We start from the raw sequence: 21,634 nt of genomic DNA on the forward strand, positions 1-21,634 counted from the left end.
AGCGCTGCGACTCACTTGCAGCTTGTAACTGCTTCAAAGCACATAGACGAAGATGAACAACCCCAGCCAGACCACGTCGACGAAGTGCCAGTACCAGGAGGCGGCCTCGAAGCCGAAGTGCTTTTCAGCATCGAAGTGACCCTTGTGGATGCGGATCAGCATCACCGTGAGGATCAGCGCACCGAGGGTGACGTGAGCACCGTGGAAGCCCGTGAGCATGAAGAAGGTGGCGCCATAGATGCCCGAGCCGAGGGTCAGACCCAGCTCGGTGTAAGCCTCGATGTATTCCTCCACCTGGAAGAACAGAAAGGCCGCGCCGAGCAGGATGGTCGCGGCCAGCCAGGCTTTCAGGGCGCCGCGATTGTTCTTCTTCAAGGCGTGGTGGGCGAAGGTGACGGTGACGCTGGAGGACACCAGCAGAATGGTGTTGAGCAGCGGCAGGTGCCAGGGGTCGATCACCGCCGTGGGGGGCGGGAACAGCTTGGAGTCGGGGTTCTGCAGCAACGGCCAGCTATACTCGAAGCCTTCCCAGAGCATGTTGGCGATGCCCTTGTCGCCTTCGCCGCCGAGCCAGGGGCCGGACCACATGCGGATGTAGAACAGCGCACCGAAGAAGGCGGCGAAGAACATCACCTCGGAGAAGATGAACCAGGTCATGCCCCAACGGAACGAGCGATCCATCTGCGCGCTGTACAGGCCGCTGCGGCTTTCCTTGATCACGTTGCCGAACCAGCCGAACAGCATGTAGGCCAGGATCAGCCCGCCGACGAAGAAGATCAGCGGGCCGTTGGAGGTTTCGCGCCCGGCGGACAGGTCATTGAACCAGGTGCCGACGCCAGCGACGCTGACCAGCAGGCCGAGGGTGGCGACGATGGGCCATTTGCTCTGGGCCGGGACGTAGTAGTTTTCGTGACTCGACATCTCATTTCTCCTCAGGGAGCCGCCTGTGCCACGGGCGGTTTGCGCGCGGTGATATCGAACAGGGTGTAACTCAGGGTCAGGTGCCTGACGTCCTCGGGCAGGTCGCGGTCGACGATGAAGCGCACCGGCATCTCGATGCGTTCACCGGGTTGCAGCACCTGCTGGGTGAAGCAGAAGCATTCGGTCTTGTGGAAGAAGGCCGCTGCTCGTGCGGGCGAGACGCTGGGAATGGCCTGGGCGGTCATCGGCTCGTCGCTCGGGTTGTAGGCGACGAACAACATGTCGCGTGTCTCCCCGGGGTGTACCACCAGGTCATCGGCTTTCGGCCCGAACTCCCAGACCATGCCGGCGGCGTTGGTGGCGAGGAACTGCACCCGCACCTCGCGCACCGCATCGACCTGCTGCTCGCCCTGATAGGCGCCGGCCGTCTTGCCATTGATGCCGAAGGCACGGCACATGGCGTCGTAGAACGGCGGCAGGACGAACACCCCGAAGCAGAACATCACCACCACCACCAGCAGCAGGCGGGTGACCAGGCGACGGGTTGCGATGGTTTCGCTCACGGCTCACCTCCTGCCTATTTCACATCCGGCGGTGTGCTGAAGGTGTGATAGGGCGCCGGCGACGGCACCGTCCACTCCAGACCATCGGCGCCGTCCCAGGGCTTGGCCGGGGCCGGTTTGCCGCCACGGATGCACTTGATGACGATGAACAGGAACAGCAACTGGGTGGCGCCGAACAGGAAGGCGCCGATGCTCGAGACCATGTTGAAGTTGGCGAACATCAGGTTGTAGTCGGGGATACGCCGTGGCATGCCGGCCAGACCGACGAAGTGCATGGGGAAGAACGCCAGGTTCATGCCGACGAAGCTGAGCCAGAAATGCAGCTTGGCCAGCACTTCGTCGTACATGTGCCCGGTCCACTTGGGCAGCCAGTAGTAGGCCGAGGCGAAGATGCCGAAGATCGCCCCCGGCACCAGCACATAGTGAAAGTGCGCCACCACGAAGTAGGTGTCGTGGTACTGGAAGTCCGCCGGGGCGATGGCCAGCATCAGCCCGGAGAAGCCGCCGATGGTGAAGAGAATCACGAAGGCCACGGCGAACAGCATCGGCGCCTCGAAGGTCAGCGAGCCCTGCCACATGGTGCTCACCCAGTTGAACACCTTCACCCCGGTGGGCACGGCGATCAGCATGGTGGCGTACATGAAGAACAGCTCGCCGGTCAGCGGGATGCCCACGGTGAACATATGGTGCGCCCAGACGATGAACGAGAGGAAGGCGATGCTCGCCGTGGCGTAGACCATCGAGGTGTAGCCGAACAGCGGCTTGCGTGAGAAGGCCGGGATGATCGAGCTGACCGCGCCGAAGGCCGGCAGGATCATGATGTACACCTCGGGGTGGCCGAAGAACCAGAACACGTGCTGGAACAGCACCGGGTCGCCACCGCCGGCGGCGTTGAAGAAGCTGGTGCCGAAGTGGATGTCCATCAGCATCATGGTCACCACGCCGGCCAGCACCGGCATCACTGCGATCAGCAGGAAGGCGGTGATCAGCCAGGTCCAGACGAACAGCGGCATCTTCATCAGGGTCATGCCTGGCGCACGCAGGTTGAGGATGGTGGCGATCACGTTGATCGCCCCCATGATCGAGCTGATGCCCATGAGGTGGATGGCAAAGATGAAGAAGGTCACCGATTCCGGCGCGTAGGTGGTCGATAGCGGTGCATAGAAGGTCCAGCCGAAGTTCGGCCCGCCGCCCTCCATGAACAGGGTGCTGACCAGCAAACCGAAGGCCGCCGGCAGCAGCCAGAAGCTGAAGTTGTTCATCCGTGGCAGGGCCATGTCCGGCGCGCCGATCATCAGCGGGATCATCCAGTTGGCCAGGCCGACGAAGGCCGGCATCACCGCGCCGAAGACCATGATCAGGCCGTGCATGGTGGTCATCTGGTTGAAGAATTCCGGCTGCACGATCTGCAGCCCCGGCTGGAACAGCTCGGCGCGAATCACCATCGCCATCGAGCCGCCAAGCAGGAAGGCGCAGAAGCTGAACCACAGGTACATGGTGCCGATGTCCTTGTGGTTGGTGGTCAGCACCCAGCGCATCAGGCCCTTGGCCGGGCCATGGTGGTGGTCAGTATGACCGTGGTCGATCACTGCACTCATGTCCTTACTCCTGCGCCTTGGCGAAGTCGAGAATGTCCTTGGGCGTGACCATGTCACCGACATTGTTGCCCCAGGCATTGCGCTCGTAGGTGATGATGGCGGCCAGGTCGACCGGCGACAGTTGCTTGCCGAAGGCCGCCATGGCGGTGCCCTGCTTGCCGTGATAGACAATGTCGATATGCCCCTCGGCCGGGCCGGTGGCGATGGCCGAGCCCTTGAGCGCCGGGAACATCGGCGGCAGGCCTTCGCCGGTGGGCTGGTGGCAGGAGGCGCAGGTGGTGTTGTAGGCCTTCTCGCCGCGCGCCATCAGTTCTTCCATCGTCCATTCCTTGCTGGTCAGCTCGCGCTCGGCCAGGGCGGCCTGCTTGCGTTCGCCCAGCCAGGCGGCGAAGTCTTCCTTGCTCTTGACCTCGACCACGATGGGCATGAAACCGTGATCCTTGCCGCACAGCTCGGTGCACTGGCCACGGTAGGTGCCGGGCGCCTCGATGCGAGTCCAGGATTCGTTGATGAAGCCGGGGATGGCGTCTTTCTTCACTGCCAGTGCCGGCACCCACCAGGAGTGGATGACATCGGCGGAGGTAATGAGAAAACGCACCTTGGCGCCTACCGGCACCACCAGTGGCTCGTCCACCTCCAGCAGATAGTGCTCACCCTTGGCCTCGCGGTTGTTGATCTGGCTGCGGGGCGTGGTCAGGTTGCTGAAGAACTCGACATCCTGGCCCAGGTACTTGTAGTGCCACTTCCATTGGTAGCCGGTGATCTGGATGTCCAGATCCGACTCGGAGGTGTCGTAGATGTCGATCAGGGTCTTGGTCGCGGGGATTGCCATGACCACCAGGATCGCCAGTGGCACCACGGTCCAGAGAATCTCCACCGTGGTGCTTTCATGGAAGTGCGCGGGTTCCTGGCCGGTTGAGCGACGGTGAATGATCATCGACCAGAACATCGCGCCGAACACGATCACGCCGATCACGACGCAGATCCAGAAGATGGTCATGTGCAGATCGAACACGGAGCGGCTGACCTCGGTGACACCGGGCGCCATGTTCACCGTCCACTGGGCGTGCGCCGAGCTCAATATCAGCCACAGCAAGAGGCCCATCCAGACTCGTGGATGTCGCATCATCGCGGGTTCCCCTCGATATTGTTTTTGTTATCCCGCCGGCTGAGCCTTGTGGGTGGGGTCGACTGCCACGTGGCGGCATGGTGGCTTGCACGAGCCATACGCCGTCGCGACTACGGCAACTGCTGTCGAAACCTCGTGCCTAAGCCCGTCCGGTTCCATCAGGTACTGCCTTTCGAGTTCGAGTATAGACAGCACCCCCGAGGTCGCAATGTGCCCATCGAGCCAGGCAGGACAGGCGCAACGAAGCGGCACAGACCACGGATGGCGTGGTCTGGCGCGGATTGCACGGCGTTCTTTATAGCGGACTCGCATAACTGTGAAGAAGTTATGACAATTGCGTCTTAGCAGGTGCAGGTCGCCAGCTAAGGTTCACCTCCATGTCTTGCCCGCTTCGGAGTCATCATGAATACCGCCGCCATTCGCCAGCTCATCGCCCAGGCTCGTCAGCACGAGGCGACCAGCCAGGCCCTTGCCCAGAGCCTGCAAGCCCGCTTCGAGGGGCTGCACCCTGCCATCCGCCTGCCGGACGAGGATGCTCCGGGTGCCTTGACCAACTTCGTCGTCGCCTACATCGACGAGGTGCCGGACGTGCTCGACGCGGCGGCCGAGGTGGCGCGCGAAGCGGGCATCGAGGAGGCGATCAAGCCGGTGCTGAAGATCGCCGAGCAGTTCTTCCTCCAGCCACTGGCGCTGATGGCCGGGCACGAGGGGCTGGATGGCCTGCTCGATGAGGCCTACCTGGCCCATCGCCTGGTGGAAGAGGTGAACGATCGCTACATCGCTCACTTCGGCCAGCCGCTGATCCCGCTGGACACCACCCGCGCCAACCTGATCGCTCACCAGTTGATCGGCGAGCCATTCGCCAATCAGCTCGATGAGGCGGTGCACCATGCCCTGAGCGGCATGCTCGACGACGCCAGCTTCGATCAGCCGTCGGTGCAGGCTTACCGCGAGCGCCTGGCCGCGCCGGATACCGCCTCGGCCTGGCAACGCTGGCCCTGCCTGTCGCGTCAGTTGGGTGTCGATCTGCAGCTCACGGCGCGAGTGCCAGTAGCAGCAGCGACAGCGTGAGCAGCGAGCCAAGTGTCGAGTAGAGAATCGCCCGCGACACCAGCGCTGCCTGGCGTTGGTAATACTCGGCGAGCATGAACGGCCCGGTGCCGGTGGGCAGCGCGCTGAGCAGCAGTGCGGCATGTGCCCAGAACGGCGGCAGGTCGAGCAGGACGAAGGCAATGAACCAGGTCACCAGTGGCTGCAGCAGCAGCTTCAGGGCCACCAGTGGCCAGGCGCCCTGAGCCGAGCCGCTCTGCCGCTGCGCCAGGAACAACCCCAGCGACACCAGCGCGCAGGGCACGGTGGCCGCGCCCAGCAGGCGCAGGAACTCGTCCAGCGCTGGCGCCAGCTGCCACCCACCGAGCGACCATAGGGCACCGAGCGCAGGAGCGACCACCAGCGGATTCTTCAGCAGTGCCAGGCTGACCTGGGCAATCGCTCCGCCCAGCCCCTTCTGGCTTTGCAGGCCGACCTCGATGCACACCACGGCCAGGGCGAACAGCACGCAGACCACGATCAGCGAGGCGATCAGCGCTGGCGTCATGCCGTCCTCGCCGAGCACCAGCAGGCACAGTGGAATACCGATATAGCCGGTGTTGGCATAGCCGGCGCTGAGCCCGTCGATGCTGGCGTCGACCAGGCTGCCAGTGGTCTTCCAGCGGTACGCCAGGGTGACCAGGAACACCGCCAGGGTGCCGCCGCTGAAAGCCAGCAGGAAACCGGGCTGCCAGATATGCGCCCAGTCGGCCTTGGCCGTGAGGCTGAACAGCAGCGCTGGCAGGCCGAGCCAGACCACGAAGCGGTTCATTTCCGAGGCGGCGGTCGGCCCCAGGCGGTTGCTGCGGCGACAGACGAAGCCGACCAGGATCAGGCCGAAGATCGGCAGCAGCACATTGAGAACGGTGGACATCGGCACAGCCATCGGCGCAAAGAGGCCCGAGCCTAGGGGCTGTCGCCGCTGTGGCGCAAGCCATTGCCTGTGATTCGGTTGCGCCCGCAGGCGTCTAGCACTGACCTGCCGGGATGCTCCGGCGCTGTCGCGAGACTTTGAACAGGCTTTATGCATGCAAGCGTTGTTGAACGAAATCCTCGATGAAGTCCGCCCGCTGATCGGCCAGGGCAAGGTGGCCGACTACATCCCCGCGCTGGCCAGTGTCGTGCCCGATCAGCTAGGCATCGCCGTGTACGGCAACGACGGCCAGTTGCATGTGGCCGGAGACGCGCGCACGCCCTTCTCCATTCAGAGCATTTCCAAGGTGTTCAGCCTGGTGCAGGCCATCGGTCACAGCGGCGAAGCGATCTGGCAGCGCCTGGGCCATGAGCCGTCCGGGCAGCCGTTCAACTCGCTGGTGCAACTGGAGTTCGAGCGGGGCAAACCGCGCAACCCCTTCATCAACGCCGGCGCGCTGGTGATCTGCGACATCAACCAGTCGCGCTATGCGGCCCCGGCGCTGTCGATGCGTGATTTCGCCCGGCGCCTGTCGGGCAACCCGGAGGTGACGGTGGACAACCACGTCGCCGAGTCCGAATACCAGCACCGTGCGCGCAACGCTGCCATGGCCTACCTGATGCAGGCCTTCGGCAACTTCCACAACGATGTCGAGGCGGTGCTGCGCAGCTATTTCAGTTGCTGCGCGCTGCGCATGAGCTGCGTCGACCTGGCCCGCGCCTTCGGCTTTCTGGCCAACCAGGGCTTCTGCCAGCACAGCGGCGAGCAGGTGCTGTCGCCCCGGCAGAGCAAGCAGGTCAACGCCATCATGGCCACCAGCGGGCTGTACGACGAGGCCGGCAACTTCGCTTATCGTGTCGGCCTGCCCGGCAAGAGCGGCGTCGGCGGCGGCATCGTCGCGGTGGTGCCGGGGCGCTTCAGTGTCTGCGTATGGTCGCCGGAGCTCAACGCCGCCGGCAACTCGCTGGCCGGCATCAAGGCCCTGGAGCTGCTCAGCGAGCGCATTGGCTGGTCGGTGTTCTGAGCCCCGCTGAGGCTCAGAAACGAGCCTGCCAACGCAGAATCAGCGCATGGTTCTGCGCCTTCTCGCCCAGTTCGCCGTTGTAACTCAGTGCCAGGTTCTGCGCGACGCTGAGGCCGAGATCCAGTCCCGCTTCGACTAGCAGGCTGTCGCGATCCAGCGCCGTGCCCTCCACCTCGAAGGCATTGCCGCCGGTGAGGAAGGACTGCCGTGCGCTGCTTTCGAGGTCGCCGAAGGTATGGCGCCAGCCCAGGCTCAGGCGTGGGGTCAGGCTCATGCCGTTCTCCAGGGTGCCGAGGTGGGCCAGGCGTACGCCCAGGCTGCTGCTGAGGTTGTCCTGGTCGTTGCCCTCGACATGCAGGGCACCGCTGCCGCCGCGCTCGTCGTAGCCTTCGCTGCTGTAGCGCTGGTAGCCAAGAGAGGCGAAGGGCTCGGCCAGCAGGCGTTGATGGGCCGTGCGGTAGGCCAGTTCGGCGAAGGCCTGCTGGCTGTTGGCGTCGAAGTCGCCCTTGAGTTTCTCCTGCAGCCCGGCGAAGTCGAGGCGGCGCTGGCTGTCGTTGTCGTGGCGGCTATAGGCCGCGCCGAGGCGCAGGGCCCAGGGGCCGTCGAGACGTTGTGCGTACAGGCCCAGGTGCAGGCTGCCGATGTCGTTCTCGGCGCTCTGGGTGGCGTCCACCTGGGTCTTGCCGTAGCCGCCCAGCACGCCCAGGCGCCATTGCCCGCCGACCGGCCAGTCGGCTCCGATCACCGCGCCGCCGTTGTCCTGGCGAATGTCGCCGGCCACGCTGTCGAGCTTGCCGTGGCTGCCCAGCGCTTGTATCCACAGGCGGGCGGCGGCGTTCGGGTCGTTCAGTTCGCGCGCTTGCTGGGGCACGCCGAGGGCGGCGAGCAATGGCCCGTCTTCCTCCAGTTGCGCGGTTTGCAGGCCGCCGCCGGCTACCTGCTGCATGGCCGCCAGCATGCTGGTGCCCACCTGCGTGCTGCTGGCCAGGGTGGCGCCGGCATTGCTGGCGTTGCTGCTGCCGGCCAGTTGTTCCAGGCCACGCTGCACATCCTGCGCGCTGGCACCCAACAGACGTTGCTGCAAGGCGCTGGCATTCTGGTTCTGCAGCGCCCTGGCCAGGCTGCGGGTATTGGCATTGCCGGCGAAATCGACCAGGCCCAGATCGTTGCGCTGCAGGGTCAGGGTGACGCTGTCGGCGGCGTAGCTCAGGGTCGGGGTAAAAAAGGCCAGGTTGCTGCTGACCGTGGCGAACTGACCGCTGATGCCAGCACCGGCCTCAAGGATCTGATACTGCCGGGACAGGGCATATTCACCTGGCGCGGCGAGAATGCGCAGGTTGGCGCCGGCCAGGCTGGCGCTGCCTCGCACCTGGGTGGCGTCGGCGCTGCTGGGGGTGAGGTGGAAGTCGAAATTGGCGCCGCTGGTCAGCGTCAGGTTGCCATCCACCTGGCCGCCGCCGAAGCCGGCACCGCTGGCGACGCTGACATCGCCGAGAATGCGCCCGAGGTTGTGCAGGCTGCCGCCGAGTACCTGCACGCGGTCACTGAAGTCGCTGCTGTCGAGCGTCCAGGCGCCCGCCAGCACCTCGAGGCGCTCGAAGCCGGTGCTGTTGCCGAAGCTGCCACCCTCGGCGCCGTTCAACTGCACCCGGTCGTAGCCAGCGCCGCCGTCGATGCGGCCGATGAAGCGCCCGCCAGCCAGTACCTCCAGGCGGTCGTCACCGGCGCCCAGATCCACCGCCAGGCCATTGCGGCCTTCGATCAGGCCGGCATTGCTGAGCAGGTCGTCGCCAGCCCCCATCTGCACGGCGGCGCCCGCCGTGGTGCTGCCCAGCTCGTCCACCCGGGTGGTGGCGCTGCCGCCCTGGATGACGCCGCCGCTGCGGTTGAACAGCAGATCGTCGAAGTCACCCACCAAGCCGATGGCCGCCTCCTCCTCACCGATGATGCTGCCGGCGTTGTCGATGCGCGCCAGGGTGGCGGCCACGCTGCTGGTGCCACGGCCGCTGGCCGCCGCGGTGCCGTTGGCACCGTCGTCGATGAGGATGCCCTTGGACTGGCCGAAGATGCTCGCGCCGCTGGCGTTGATGATGGTGCCGCCACCTGCGGCGATGCCATCCGCGCCGTTGGGCCGACCGCCGGAGTCCAGACCGCCGGCGCCGAGGCCTTCGATGCGGCCATGGTTCTCGATATAGGTCACGCCGTCGATGTCGACGCCATCACCGTCGCCATTGCTGGTGGTCTGGCCCGCGCCCTCGTGGTCGTAGACATTGCCCGCGCCGGCGTAACGGCCGCTGATCAGGCCGTAGTTGAACACCACACCGTGGCTGTCGAGGCCGACGCCGGAGCCGTTGTTACCGATGATGGTGCCGTCTGCGTAGTTGATCACCACTGAGTCGGCGATGCGCACGCCGCTGCTGGTGATGCCGCCGACCACCTTGTCGAAGGTCACTCCGTTGCCGTCTGCGGAGGTGATGATCAGGCGCTCCAGCCCCAGGAGGTTGGCGTCGGGGTTGAATGCCACAGGGTCGCCGCCATCGATGCCATGGCGCGGGCCTTCGATGCTGCCATGGTTGAGTATGGCAACGTTGCTGCGACCGTTCTCGATGGCCACGCCATCGGCGGCGGAGTAATCGTTCACGCAGTTCACGTAGCTCGGGCAACTGGTGTTGACCAGGCCCGTGGAAAAGATGCGGCCGTAGTTGCTCAGGGTGAAGTTGCTGCCCAGGCGCAGGGCGTCGTTGCCGCTGGAGCTGATCACCGCGTCACGGTTGCTGGTGCTGCCGTTGATGATCTGGTTGCCGCTGCTGCTGTAGTTGGCGTCGGCCTTGATCGCCCGCTCACCGTCCACGCTCGCGCCGCTTTGCGAGATGGTGCCCTGGTTGTCGATGAGGTAGTGGCCATTGGCGCGGTTGAGGCGGATGGCGACGTTGCCGGTGGCGTCGATCAGCGCGCCGGCGGCGTTGCGCAGGGTGAAATCGGGGGTGCCGCTGTTGGCATCGATGGCCCTGGCCGTGCCACTCTGGCGGATGCTACCGGCATTGTTCAGCAGCGAACTGCCGCTGGCCACCGTGACCGCCACGGTGCTGCCGCTGGTGGCCAGGCTGGCTGTCTGTTCCACCGTGCCGGTGCCGCTGAGGTTTTGCCCGCTGGTTTCCGTGCTACCGGCGGTGATGGTGAAGTCGGCGTGGGCCGGGCCGGCGATCAGGGCCTGCAAGGCCAGCGCAAGGGGGAGTGGACGCAGCAGCGGGTTCATGGCGGGCACCCTTCGTTGGAATAAGAATGGCCAACGAAGATGCCCGGGGGTTATGACGAAATGATGTCCAACGGCCGGCTCCGGGAGAGCTTTTGGATGGCTACCCTCAGTCGGCCATTTCTCCGCACAGATCCAGCCCCAGCCAGCGCTCCACCTCGGCCTGCGCCAGGCCGGCGCCGAGCAGGGCGAACAGCTTGCCCAGCGCCGCTTCGCGCGTCATACCGCCGCAGGACACCAAACCGGCCTCGGCCAGCCGACTGCCGGCCGCGTACACGCCGAACTGCACATGGCCCTGCATGCACTGGCTGATGGCAGCCAGCACCACGCCCTGCTCATGGGCTTCGCGCAGCGCAGTCATGAACTCGGCATCGCCGGCCGGGCCGGTGCCGCTGCCATAGCATTCCAGCAGCAGGCCACGGGCGCCGCTGGCCACCAGTGCGCGCACCTGGGCAGCCTGCACGCCCGGGTAGAACGGCAGCACGGCCAGGCTGACCGGCTGGCGCTGCTGGCGGTAGTCGGTGGCCGCGTCGATGCTGGCAGCCCGCTCGGCCTGACGCGTGCGCTCCAGCACCTGGAAGGCGTCGAAGGCATCGCTGCGCAACTTGGCGCAACGCGCGCCGTGCATCAGTTGGCCGTTGAAATACAGGTGCACCCCCGGCGCGACGCCGCGATGCAGGGTACGCAGGGCACCGAACAGGTTGGGCCAGGCGTCGCCGTTGGGCACGCCAGCCGGCTGCATGGCGCCGGTGAGCACCACTGGCACGTTCAGGCCAAGCAGCAGGAAGCTCAATGCCGCGGCGCTGTAGGCCAGGGTATCGGTGCCATGCAGCACGAGCACGGCGTCGCAGCCGTCGGCTTCGACTGCCTGGACGATGGCATCGCGGATGGCCAGCCAGTGGCGCTGGGTCATGTTGGCGCTATCGATCAACGGCAGCAGTTCGCGGAAGACCCAGTGGGGCAGCTCGGCCGGGTTCTCTTCGCTCTGCCGGGCACGCATGCGTGCCTCGAAACCGGAGGCCGGCGCCAGGCCGGCTTCGCTCATCTGCATGCCGATGGTGCCGCCGGTATACAGCACCAGGAGTTTTGCTGGGGTCGCCATGGGCTCTCCTCGGTAAACGTTGGGCAAGAAAAAGGGGGGCAACGCCCCCCTTGTTTCACGCGGGCGTCAACGCTGGTAGACGCGATCGCCAAGTTCGGCATGCGCGGCCGGGGCATCTGCCGGTGCGTGCCAGGCCTTGGGGTCGAGATCCAGATCGGCGAACTGCTTGGGATCGAGTACCGGGGTTTTTACACCGGCTTTGATCTGGCCGTCATAGTCGCGCATCAGGCGCAGGCCGACCTTGAACAGCAGTGCCAGGGCAATCAGGTTGCAGATTGCCAGCAGGCCCATGGTCACGTCGGCGAAGGCGAACACGGTGCCCAGATCCTGCACCGAACCCCACAGCACCAGCACGACCACCAGTACACGGTAGACCATCACCGGTACGCGCTTCTCGGTGAAGAAGCCCAGGGCGTTCTCGCCGAGGTAGTAGTTGTAAACCAGGGTGGTGAAGACGAACAGCAGCAGCGCCATGCTGACGAACACGCGGCCCCACTCGCCGACGACAGCGGCCAGAGCGCTTTGCGTCAGGACAACACCGGCCATCTCGGTACCCGGCTGGTAGACGCCGGACAGCAGGATGATCAGCGCGGTGCTGGTGCAGATCAGCAGGGTGTCGATGAACACACTCAGCGACTGCACGATGCCCTGAGCGGCCGGGTGTTGCACTTCGGCAACGGCAGCCACGTTCGGCGCACTACCCAGACCGGCTTCGTTGGAGAACAGGCCACGCTTGACGCCCATCATGATGGCGGCGCCCATGCCACCGGCAAATGCCGGTTCCAGGCCGAAAGCACTCTTGACGATAAGAGTCAGCACGTCCGGGACTTCCGTAACGTTCAGGGCAATCACGGTCAGCGCCATGGCGATGTAGGAGAACGCCATGATCGGAACCAGTACGTCAGCCATGCTGGCGATACGCTTGATGCCACCGAAGATGATCAGGCCGATCACCACGGTCAGCGCAATGCCGCTGGCGATGGTCGGCAGACCGAAGGTGTCATGCAGCGAGCTGGCCACGGTGAAGGACTGCACGGCGTTGAAGCCGAAGCCGAAGGTCGCCAGCAACAGCAGCGAGAAGATGATGCCCAGCCAGCGCTGGCCGAGGCCGTGCTGCATGTAGAACGCCGGGCCGCCACGGTAGGTGCCATCGGGCTCACGGCGCTTGTATAGCTGGGCCAGCGAGCACTCGAAGTAGCTGGTGGCCATGCCGATCAGAGCCACGACCCACATCCAGAACACCGCGCCAGGGCCGCCAAGCATGATGGCCACGGATACGCCAGCGATATTGCCTGCGCCGACGCGACCGGCAACCGACAGCATCAGCGCCTGGAACGAACTGAGTTGACCGGGCTTGCGTTCAAAGGCTTGGGCAAAAATGCTGAACATGCTGCCCAGGTAGCGGAACTGGACGAAGCGTGAGGTGATGGTGAAGGTCAAGCCAAGGCCGATCAGCATTACGATCAGCAGCTTGCTCCAGATAAAGTCATTGAGAAGATCGAGCATGGAGGCTTTCTCTCTTGTTGTTCTGAATGGGGAATACGCCTCTCTGGGCGGATTGCGGAATGGTTCGTGATAGAGGCCTCATAGGGCAATTTCGCAGGTCGCGGCGAAATGACGCGAGTTGATGCTAGAATCGCGTCACTCGCATCACCTGGACCGCCCATATGTCCGATTCCCTCGGCAGCAATCTCAAACTGCTTTGCAGTCATTACCGCTCGATTGCCGAGGTCTGTCGCAAGCTGGCCATCAACCGTGCGCAGTTCAATCGCTACCTGGCCGGGCAGAGTCGACCGACCGCGCACAACCTCAAGCGCATCTGCGATTTCTTCGGCGTCGAGGCCCACGAACTGGCACTGCCGAGCGAGGCCTTCGCCCGGCTGATGGGCACGCGCCATGGCGAGCCACAGCCGAGCCATGGCAGAGACCCACTGCTGGAGCTGTTCGAGCCATTGCGCGGCCATGCCAGTTCGCTGGCGCGTTACTGCGGTTACTACTTCGAGTATTCCAACTGCATGTCGGTGCCTGGGCAGATCCTGCTGTCGCTGGTGCACCTGCGCGAGGAACGTGGCAGCTACGTGTTCGAGCGCCAGGAACGGCAGGAGCGCGCCCGCGGCGGCGTCGCCGAGGACTGGGTGCGCTGCCGTTACCTGGGGGCCGCCTTCTACCTGCAGGATCGACTGTTTCTCATCGACTACGAGTCGCTGACCGGCAACGAGATGAGCCAGACCATCCTCATCCCCAGCTTCAAGAGCCATATCACCCGCCTCAACGGCCTGAAGACCGGCGTCTCCAGCGGCGACCGGCGCACCCCGGCCTGCACCCGCGTGGTCTGGCAATACCTGGGCAGCGAGATCAATCGGGTCAACGCCTACCGACAGGTGATGCTCTACGCCCCGGACGACCCACGCATCGACGACGACATCCGCCAGCGCCTGGGTGGTGCGCAGTTGCGCGATGGGCTGTTCGAGATCGAGTGAGGCGCGGCTCAGAACAACTTGCGGTACTGAATGAACCCGGAACGGTCGCCGATGCGGTCGTAGAGCATGCGGCCCTGGTAGTTGGTTTCCTGCGTCAGCCAATGCACGCGGCTGGCGCCAGCGGAGCGTGCCTCGGCGTAGACGTGCTCGATCAGCGCACGGCCCACACCGCCGCCACGGATGTGCTCGGCCACGAACAGATCCTGCAGGTAGCAGTAGTCACCGGTCGTCCAGCAACTGCGGTGGTAGATGAAGTGCACCAGGCCGACCGCTTCACCGTCCTGCCAGGCCAGTGCGGCGTGCATCGGCTCGGCCGGGTCGAGAAAGCGCTGCCAGGTGAGGGCGCTGGTTTCGGTCGGGATCTCGGCCTGGTAGAAGTGCTGGTAGCCCTGCCACAGCGGTAGCCAGGCGGCGTGATCGGCAGCGGTGATGGGGCGGATGTCGAGCATGGGGTTTTCCTTTGGTCTTCAGTCGCTAAGGGGCATGTGCGCTAGCAGTTCCCGCTCGCGCGGGTTGGCTGAAGCGGCCAGGCCATTGCGCACGCCGGCCTGATCGGCCGTCGAGCGGTTCTGGCTGAGTTTCCATTTGCCTTCGAGGCGGCGGATCGGCATGGCGAAGCCGACGATGGCGCGCAGCATGGTGTCGAGGTACTCACGCGGTGCATCGCTGACCGCCCAGGGCTGCGGGCGCCCCTGTTCGTGGCGTTCGCTGAGACGGCTGACCAGCTCCAGCAGGCGCTCGGGCTCGTCGAACACCTCGGCCTGACCCCAGGCATGCACGGAGATGTAGTTCCAGGTCGGTACCACCTTGCCGTGCTCGGCCTTGGCCGAGTACCAACCGGGATGCACGTATGCGTCCGGGCCGCTAAACACCGCCAGGGTCTCGGCGCCATCGGCCAGATCGCGCCAGTGTGGGTTGGCGCGGGCGAAGTGGCCGTAGAGGGTGCCGAACTCGCCTTCGCTGGGCTCCAGCAGCAGCGGCAGATGGCTGGCTTGTAAGCCCTGTTCGCCGGCACTGCTGAGCAGAGCCAGACCGCAGGCGTGAATCTGTGCGTGCAGGCTGGCCAGGTCATCCTGGCGGAAGGCGGCGGGGCAGTACATGGCAGCTTCTCCTGGCGTGATGAGCCCATGCTAGGCAGGATATTGGCCTGACGTAAGATCCATTTAAGATCACTTCGATGGAGCCAATCGCCGCTGCCATGGCCAAGTCGCCTGCCCTGCCCTTCGATCTTTCCGGCATTCACCTGCAGCCAGGCCATGGTCTGGCGCGCCAGCTCTACCAGGCGCTGCGCGAGCGTATCCTCGACGGTCGTCTGGTCGGTGGTACCCGTTTGCCGGCCAGTCGCGAGCTGGCCGCTTTGCTCGGTATCTCGCGCAATACCGTGACCCGCGCCCTCGACCAGCTCTATGCCGAGGGCTATGTGGCTGGGCGCGTCGGCGATGGCACCTATGTCGTCGAGCTGGCGCGGCCGCGTCCAGCCTCGTCCGCCGTTGCCGCCACGGCCGTCGATACCCCGGCGCTGCAGCGCTTGCAGGCGCATCATCTGCCGGTGCCGGTCGAGGGTGCGCCGCGGGCGTTTCGCATCGGTGTGCCAGCCTTCGACCTGTTCCCCTTCACCACCTGGGCACGCCTGCAGGCGCGCTTCTGGCGCAAACCTTCGCTGGCGCGCCTGGGCTACGGCGACCCCGCCGGCCTGCTGGAATTGCGTGAGTTGATCGCCGCCTACCTACGCAATGGCCGTGGTCTGGACTGCGACCCCAGGCAGATCGTGCTCACCACGGGGGCACAGCAGGCCATCAGCCTGTGCGCCCAATTGCTGGTGCAGCCCGGTGAGCGGGTGGCGGTGGAAAACCCCGGTTATCGCGCCGCCGGGCATGCCTTCGCCGTGGCCGGGGCGCAGGTGCGGGGCGTGCCGGTGGATGGTGAAGGCTTGCAGGTCGAGGCCCTGCAAGGCATCGGCGGCTGCCGGCTGGCCTACCTGACGCCTTCACACCAGTACCCGACCGGCGTGACCCTGTCACTGCCCCGGCGCCTGGCACTGCTGGAGTGGGCCAAGCGCGAGGGTGGCTGGATCATCGAGGACGACTACGATGGCGAATATCGCTACAGCGGCACGCCGCTGGCACCCCTGGCCGCGCTGGATGCCCTGCAGCGGGTGATCTATGTCGGCACCTTCGGCAAGCTCGCCTTCCCTGCCCTGCGCCTTGGCTATCTGGTGCTGCCCATGGCTTTGGTCGAGGGCTTCAGTCGCCGTCTGGCGCTGGACATGCGCCATCTGGAGATCGGCACCCAGGCGGTGATGGCCGAATTTATCGCGGCCGGGCACTTCCAGCGGCATGTGCGGCGCATGCGCCAGGCCGCGCGGTCGCGGCGCGACATCTTGCTGCGTGAATGGCCGCAGGCGATCCCGGGTTGTGCGCCGTTGCCGGCGGTGGAGGCCGGCCTGCACCTGAGCATCAGGGTCGAGAGCCTGGCGCGTGAGCACGAGCTGATCAGCGCGGCGCGTGCTGCCGGGGTGGAGATGAACCCGCTGAGCGGTTATTGGCTGCCCGACAGTGAAACGGCTGAGGACGCCCGCGCCGGGCTGGTGCTGGGTTTTGCTGCGGTGCCTGAGGCGCAGATCGTCGAGGCGGTGCAGACGCTACGCAGGGTCTGGAGGCTTTAATGCTGGCCAACCGGCGGTGCGCGCAGCGCACCCTACGGCAGCCACTCTTGAATGGCAGGCCACAAAAAAAGGATGGCCGAGGCCATCCCAGAGTGGTGAGGCTGGTGAGGCCTCCTATGAAAATCGTTGTTCAGGCCGCGTTGTCGCTGTTGTAGATATCCCGATCCAGCTCATTTTCACTGCGGCCGACCAGGGTGGTGGTCATCAGGTCGCCGGCGACATTCACCGTGGTGCGTGCCATGTCGAGGATGCGGTCGATACCGGCGATCAGGGCCACGCCTTCCAGCGGCAGGCCGACCGAGCTCAGCACCAGGCCGAGCATGATCAGGCCGGCGCCAGGGATGCCGGCGGTGCCGATCGAAGCCAGGGTGGCGGTGAGGATGATCATCAGGTACTGGCCGGCGTTCAGGTCGATGCCGAAGCCCTGGGCGATGAACAGTGCCAGCACGCCCTGGTAGATGGCGGTACCGTCCATGTTGATGGTGGCGCCCACCGGCAGCACGAAACCGGCCACGCCTTGCGACACGCCAAGGTTCTTGCGCGCGCACTCGATGGACACCGGCAGGGTGCCGGAACTGCTCGAGGTACTGAAGGCCACCGCCAGTGCCGGGGCGATGCCACGGAAGAAGCGCAGCGGGCTGAGGCGCGCCAGGCCGCCGATCAGGCCACCATAGACCACCAGCATATGGGCGATGCTGGCCAGGTAGATCACCCCGATCACCCCGGCCAGCGGCAGCAGTACCTCGATACCGTGGGACGAAACCACCCCGGCGATCAGTGCGAACACGCCGATGGGGGCGAAGCGCATCACCAGGTCGGTGAGCTTGTAGAGCACCTCGGCCAGGCTGTCGAACAGGCGAATCGCCGGCGCCGCCTTCTCGCCGACCAGGTTCATGCTCAGGCCCAGGGCGATGGCGAAGACGATGATCTGCAGGATGTTGCCTTCGGCGAAGGCGGTCACCGGGTTGGTCGGTACCAGGCCCACCAGTATCTCTACCAGCGAAGGTGCCTGCTTGGCCTCCATAGTGCCGTTGGCGACCATCTGCATGCCCTCGCCGGGGCTGAACAGGGTGCCGAACAGCAGGCCGATGCTCACCGCGAAGGCGGTGGTGATCAGGTAGATGGCGATGGTCTTGACGCTGATGCGGCCGAGCTTGGCGCTGTCGCTCATCGAGGTGATGCCGGCCACCAGGGAAACGAAGACCAGCGGCACGATGAGCATCTTGATCGCATTGAGAAACAGTGTGCCGATTGGCGCCAGCGCCTGGGCGCCACTCTTGAACAGCATGCCGACGGCCACGCCGAGCAGCAGGCCGACGAGAATCTGCTGCCACAGTGGCACGCGGGCAAGGAAAGACTGTGCAGCGGTGTTCTGACTCATATGGGTTGTCACCTGGATTGTCGTTGTTGTGATGCCGTCTGTGCGGCCTTGGTGCTATTGCCGTGGAAACGAACACGCCGCCCTGGCGGCGGCGTGTGTCATGCGCATGTTCAGCCCTGCAGTGGAACCAGGCGCGGTGCGATCATGTTCTCGGGGCGCAGGATGTCATCAAGGGTGGCGTCATCCAGCAGTTTTTCCTCGCGCACCAGTTCCAGCACGCCGCGACCGCTTTCCAGCGCGACCTTGGCGATACGGGTGGCGTTCTCGTAGCCGATGTAGGGGTTGAGCGCGGTGACCAGACCAATGGAGTTCTCCATCAGCGCGCGGCAGTGCGCTTCGTTGGCGGTGATGCCGTCGATGCACAGCTCGCGCAGCATGTCCATGGCGCGGGTCAGCAGGCGGATCGAGTCGAAGATCTTGTAGGCGATCAGCGGCTCCATCACGTTCAACTGCAACTGGCCACCCTCGGCGGCGATGGTCAGCGCCAGGTCGTTGCCGATCACCTCGAAGGCCACCTGGTTGACCGCCTCGGGGATTACCGGGTTGACCTTGCCCGGCATGATCGAACTGCCCGGCTGACGCGCCGGCAGGTTGATCTCGTTGATGCCGGTGCGCGGGCCGCTGGACAGCAGGCGCAGGTCGTTGCAGATCTTCGACAGCTTCACCGCGGTGCGCTTGAGCATGCCGGAGAACAGCACGAAGGCGCCCATGTCGCTGGTGGCCTCGACCAGGTCGGCAGCCGGCTTGACCGGATGGCCGCTGATCACGCCCAGGCGCTTGACCGCCAGGGCCTGGTATTTCGGATCGGCATTGATGCCGGTACCGATGGCGGTGCCGCCCAGGTTGACTTCGTGCAGCAGGGTCGGGGCGAGCATCTTCAGGTGCTGCAGGTCTTCGCCGAGGGTGGTGGCGAAGGCGTGGAATTCCTGACCGAGGGTCATCGGTACCGCATCCTGAAGCTGGGTGCGGCCCATCTTCAGCACGTGGCCGAACTCCAGGCCCTTGGCCGCCAGCGACTGGATCAGCTTGTCCAGCGCGGTGAGCAGGCTGTCGTGGCCCAGCAGCAGGCCCAGGCGGATGGCGGTCGGGTAGGCGTCGTTGGTCGACTGCGCCATGTTCACGTCATTGTTCGGGTGCAGGTACTGGTACTCGCCCTTCTCATGACCCATGGCTTCCAGGGCGACGTTGGCGATCACCTCGTTGGCGTTCATGTTGGTCGAGGTGCCGGCACCGCCCTGGATCATGTCCACCACGAACTGATCGTGGAACTCACCCTGGATGATGCGTGCACAAGCGGTGCTGATCGCCGTGTGTTTGGCAGCGGAGAGGTGGCCCAGCTCACGGTTGGCGTCGGCTGCAGCCTGCTTGACCATGGCCAGCGCGATCACCAGCTTGGGGTAGTGCGACAGGGTCACACCGGACAGTCGGAAGTTCTGTACCGCACGCAGGGTCTGGATGCCGTAGTAGGCATCGGCGGGGACTTCGAGGGTGCCAAGCAGGTCTTTTTCGACGCGGAAGGATGCAGCAGCGGACATGATGAGACAGGCTCTCTGGGAGATACGGCAAGTGCCGCGATGCCCATAGAGTAAGGTTTCTGGCGCTTGGCCGGCCAATGCCGTTGCTTGCTGCCCTATGCGCAATCGGCATAATGTGTATGTGACGCCCGTCTGACTTCGGACGTACCGCGTAGCCCGGATGCAATCCGGGAGCGCCCATTCAAACTCCCCGGATTGCATCCGGGCTACGTGCCGCACAGTGTCATGCCCCGGAGCCGGCAATGAATCTGGAAACCAAATGGCTGGAAGACTTCGTCACCCTGGCCGCCACCCGCAGCTTCTCCCAGGCCGCCGAGAAGCGCTTCGTCACCCAGCCCGCGTTCAGTCGGCGCATCCGCAGCCTCGAAGCCATGCTCGGGCTGACCCTGGTGGATCGCTCCTGCACCCCCGTCGAACTGACCGAGGCCGGGCGGTTGTTCCTGGTCACTGCGCGCAGCCTGGTGGAGCAGCTCGGCGAGGTGGTGCGCCATCTGCATAACCTGGAAGGCCAGCAGGGCGAAGTGCTGCAGATCGCCGCCGCGCACTCGCTGACCCTGGGCTTCTTCCCGCAATGGATCGCCGACCTGCGCCGCGACGGCCTGCCGCTCAACACCCGCCTGGTAGCGACCAACGTCGGCGAGGCAGTGCACTCGCTGCGCGAAGGCGCCTGCGACCTGATCCTCGCCTACTACGATCCCGACGCCGCCTTGCAGATGGATCCGAAGATCTTCCCCTCACTGCACCTGGGCACCACCGCCATGCTGCCGGTCTGCGCCACCGACGAGAGTGGCGCGCCGCTGTTCGACCTCGACAGCGGCCAGAGCATCCCCTTGCTCGCCTACACGGCTGGCGCCTTCCTCGGTCGCTCGGTGAACCTGCTGCTGCGCCAGCGCGTGTTGCGCTCCACCACCGTGTACGAAACCGCCATGGCCGACAGCCTCAAGAGCATGGCCCTGCAGGGCATGGGTGTGGCCTGGGTGCCGCGCCTGTCGGTCACCGCCGAACTGGCCCGTGGCGAACTGGCCATATGTGGCGGCGAGCACTGGCAGATCCCCCTGGAAATCCGCCTCTACCGCTGCGCACTGGTGCGCAAGGCGGCGGTGCGCTTGCTGTGGCGCAAGTTGGGGGCGGGGGAAGTCGGGGGATAAGTGGTGGATTACGCCTGTGGTTAATCCTGATTATTGGAGCGTTATCGTTATGGCATTCAGTGAATCGGAAAAGGCCGCTCTACTGGCCGTGAAAGGTGTTGGGCCTACGGTCATCAAGCGCTTCGAGGAGATAGGTATAGATTCATTCTCTGAACTGGCGAGCCATGAGCCAAAGGAAATAGCCCAAAGGGTGGCTTCCGTGCTCAGAACTACCTGCTGGAAGAATAGCCCTCAGGCCCTGGCGGCAGTGGAGTCCGCTATCAAAAGGGCGAGACAAGGTCTGTAATGAATGATGCGCACACACTGAAGAGTCGATGATGACATCCACGAGAAGCGGCCTTCGGGTCATTGCCGCGATAGAGGCCTGCAAGGGTCTTGCTTCACTTCTGGTCGCGCTTGGGCTGCATGAGCTGGCGGGGCGGAATCTGCAGCAGTTGGCTGAGGCGCTGGTCAGCCATGCGCATCTGAACCCTGCCAGTCACCTGCCCGGCATTTTCATTCAGGCCGTGAGCGCGCTACCCAATGTCGATCTGACGCTGCTGGCCTTTGGCGCTCTGGCGTATTCCGCCGTTCGCCTGGTCGAAGCCTATGGCCTGTGGAGGGGGCTGGTCTGGACCGAGTGGTTCGCCCTGGGCAGCGGGGCGATCTATTTGCCATTCGAGATCTATGAAATGGTTGCTCATACCAGCCTGCTGAGCGTTGCCGTCTTCGTGCTCAATGTCATCGTGGTCGGCTACATGGCCCGCGTACTGCTGGTGCAGCATGGCGCGGCAAAGGCATCTGGAGCTCAGGCCAACGAGCCGCGCAAGATCCTGTAGGAGAAATTCATTCGC

The 21,634-nt window shown here is 64.9% G+C and carries 18 protein-coding genes; 6 read left to right on the forward strand and 12 right to left on the reverse strand.

What is annotated here, in order from left to right; translation table 11 throughout:
• Positions 1–33 precede the first annotated feature (33 nt).
• From OU800_RS00250 to coxB, 4 genes are read right to left on the reverse strand one after another with little or no spacing between them, the layout of a single operon-like run.
• The gene (locus tag OU800_RS00250; protein WP_268180215.1) at positions 34–921 is read right to left on the reverse strand and encodes a cytochrome c oxidase subunit 3; all 888 of its coding nucleotides are present in this window, start codon (positions 919–921) and stop codon (positions 34–36) included.
• Positions 922–932: 11 nt separating this feature from the next.
• Positions 933–1,484: a cytochrome c oxidase assembly protein gene (locus OU800_RS00255; RefSeq protein ID WP_268180217.1), complete on the reverse strand. Its 552-nt coding sequence runs from the start codon at positions 1,482–1,484 to the stop codon at positions 933–935.
• 14 nt (positions 1,485–1,498) lie between these two features.
• Entirely contained in the window at positions 1,499–3,082 is a 1,584-nt protein-coding gene (gene ctaD / locus OU800_RS00260; RefSeq protein ID WP_268180219.1) for a cytochrome c oxidase subunit I, read from the reverse strand.
• Between the two features lie 4 nt (positions 3,083–3,086).
• The gene (coxB, locus tag OU800_RS00265) at positions 3,087–4,211 is read right to left on the reverse strand and encodes a cytochrome c oxidase subunit II (protein ID WP_268180221.1); all 1,125 of its coding nucleotides are present in this window, start codon (positions 4,209–4,211) and stop codon (positions 3,087–3,089) included.
• 402 nt (positions 4,212–4,613) lie between these two features.
• Between coxB and OU800_RS00270 the strand changes: the two genes are divergently transcribed.
• Complete coding sequence (locus OU800_RS00270) at positions 4,614–5,282, forward strand: hypothetical protein (RefSeq protein ID WP_268180222.1); 669 nt, start codon at positions 4,614–4,616, stop codon at positions 5,280–5,282.
• Here OU800_RS00270 and OU800_RS00275 read toward each other — a convergent pair.
• A complete protein-coding gene (locus tag OU800_RS00275; RefSeq protein WP_268180223.1) occupies positions 5,245–6,174 on the reverse strand; it encodes an AEC family transporter in 930 nt (309 codons plus the stop codon). The genes OU800_RS00270 and OU800_RS00275 overlap by 38 nt on opposite strands.
• Positions 6,175–6,328: 154 nt before the next feature.
• On the opposite strand from OU800_RS00275, the gene glsB reads away from it, so the two are divergent.
• Positions 6,329–7,237 (forward strand): glutaminase B, encoded by a 909-nt coding sequence (gene glsB, locus OU800_RS00280; protein WP_268180224.1) that lies wholly within the window; start codon positions 6,329–6,331, stop codon positions 7,235–7,237.
• 13 nt (positions 7,238–7,250) lie between these two features.
• On the opposite strand, the gene OU800_RS00285 is transcribed toward glsB, so the two are convergent.
• The 3 genes from OU800_RS00285 to OU800_RS00295 form a co-directional block, all read right to left on the reverse strand.
• Complete coding sequence (locus OU800_RS00285) at positions 7,251–10,493, reverse strand: autotransporter family protein (RefSeq protein WP_268180226.1); 3,243 nt, start codon at positions 10,491–10,493, stop codon at positions 7,251–7,253.
• Positions 10,494–10,599: 106 nt separating this feature from the next.
• Positions 10,600–11,592 carry an asparaginase gene (locus OU800_RS00290; RefSeq protein ID WP_268180228.1) on the reverse strand — a complete coding sequence of 331 codons (993 nt, stop codon included), beginning with the start codon at positions 11,590–11,592 and terminating at the stop codon, positions 10,600–10,602.
• A gap of 66 nt (positions 11,593–11,658) precedes the next feature.
• Positions 11,659–13,098, reverse strand: a complete 1,440-nt coding sequence (locus tag OU800_RS00295; RefSeq protein ID WP_268180230.1) for an alanine/glycine:cation symporter family protein — start codon at positions 13,096–13,098, stop codon at positions 11,659–11,661.
• Between the two features lie 161 nt (positions 13,099–13,259).
• Here OU800_RS00295 and OU800_RS00300 point away from each other — a divergent pair, with 161 nt between their 5' ends.
• Positions 13,260–14,072 (forward strand): helix-turn-helix domain-containing protein, encoded by an 813-nt coding sequence (locus OU800_RS00300; protein WP_268180231.1) that lies wholly within the window; start codon positions 13,260–13,262, stop codon positions 14,070–14,072.
• 8 nt (positions 14,073–14,080) lie between these two features.
• Here the strand turns inward: OU800_RS00300 and OU800_RS00305 are convergent, their stop codons facing one another.
• Positions 14,081–14,521, reverse strand: a complete 441-nt coding sequence (locus tag OU800_RS00305; protein ID WP_268180233.1) for a GNAT family N-acetyltransferase — start codon at positions 14,519–14,521, stop codon at positions 14,081–14,083.
• An 18-nt stretch (positions 14,522–14,539) separates the two neighbouring features.
• Entirely contained in the window at positions 14,540–15,172 is a 633-nt protein-coding gene (locus tag OU800_RS00310; protein ID WP_268180235.1) for an FMN-binding negative transcriptional regulator, read from the reverse strand.
• A 98-nt stretch (positions 15,173–15,270) separates the two neighbouring features.
• Here OU800_RS00310 and pdxR point away from each other — a divergent pair, with 98 nt between their 5' ends.
• Positions 15,271–16,737, forward strand: coding sequence for a MocR-like pyridoxine biosynthesis transcription factor PdxR (gene pdxR, locus OU800_RS00315; protein ID WP_268184433.1), 1,467 nt, complete (start codon positions 15,271–15,273; stop codon positions 16,735–16,737).
• Positions 16,738–16,867: 130 nt separating this feature from the next.
• Here pdxR and OU800_RS00320 read toward each other — a convergent pair whose 3' ends face one another.
• Together OU800_RS00320 and aspA are read right to left on the reverse strand one after the other, a co-directional pair.
• Positions 16,868–18,118 (reverse strand): dicarboxylate/amino acid:cation symporter, encoded by a 1,251-nt coding sequence (locus OU800_RS00320; protein WP_268180237.1) that lies wholly within the window; start codon positions 18,116–18,118, stop codon positions 16,868–16,870.
• Positions 18,119–18,228: 110 nt separating this feature from the next.
• Complete coding sequence (aspA, locus tag OU800_RS00325) at positions 18,229–19,653, reverse strand: aspartate ammonia-lyase (protein ID WP_268180239.1); 1,425 nt, start codon at positions 19,651–19,653, stop codon at positions 18,229–18,231.
• 242 nt (positions 19,654–19,895) lie between these two features.
• Between aspA and OU800_RS00330 the strand changes: the two genes are divergently transcribed.
• Together OU800_RS00330 and OU800_RS00340 are read left to right on the forward strand one after the other, a co-directional pair.
• A complete protein-coding gene (locus OU800_RS00330; protein WP_268180241.1) occupies positions 19,896–20,801 on the forward strand; it encodes a LysR substrate-binding domain-containing protein in 906 nt (301 codons plus the stop codon).
• A gap of 314 nt (positions 20,802–21,115) precedes the next feature.
• Complete coding sequence (locus tag OU800_RS00340; RefSeq protein WP_268180244.1) at positions 21,116–21,619, forward strand: DUF2127 domain-containing protein; 504 nt, start codon at positions 21,116–21,118, stop codon at positions 21,617–21,619.
• Positions 21,620–21,634: the final 15 nt, after the last annotated feature.

The sequence above is a fragment of the Pseudomonas sp. GOM7 genome (genome assembly GCF_026723825.1).
GTDB lineage: Bacteria > Pseudomonadota > Gammaproteobacteria > Pseudomonadales > Pseudomonadaceae > Aquipseudomonas.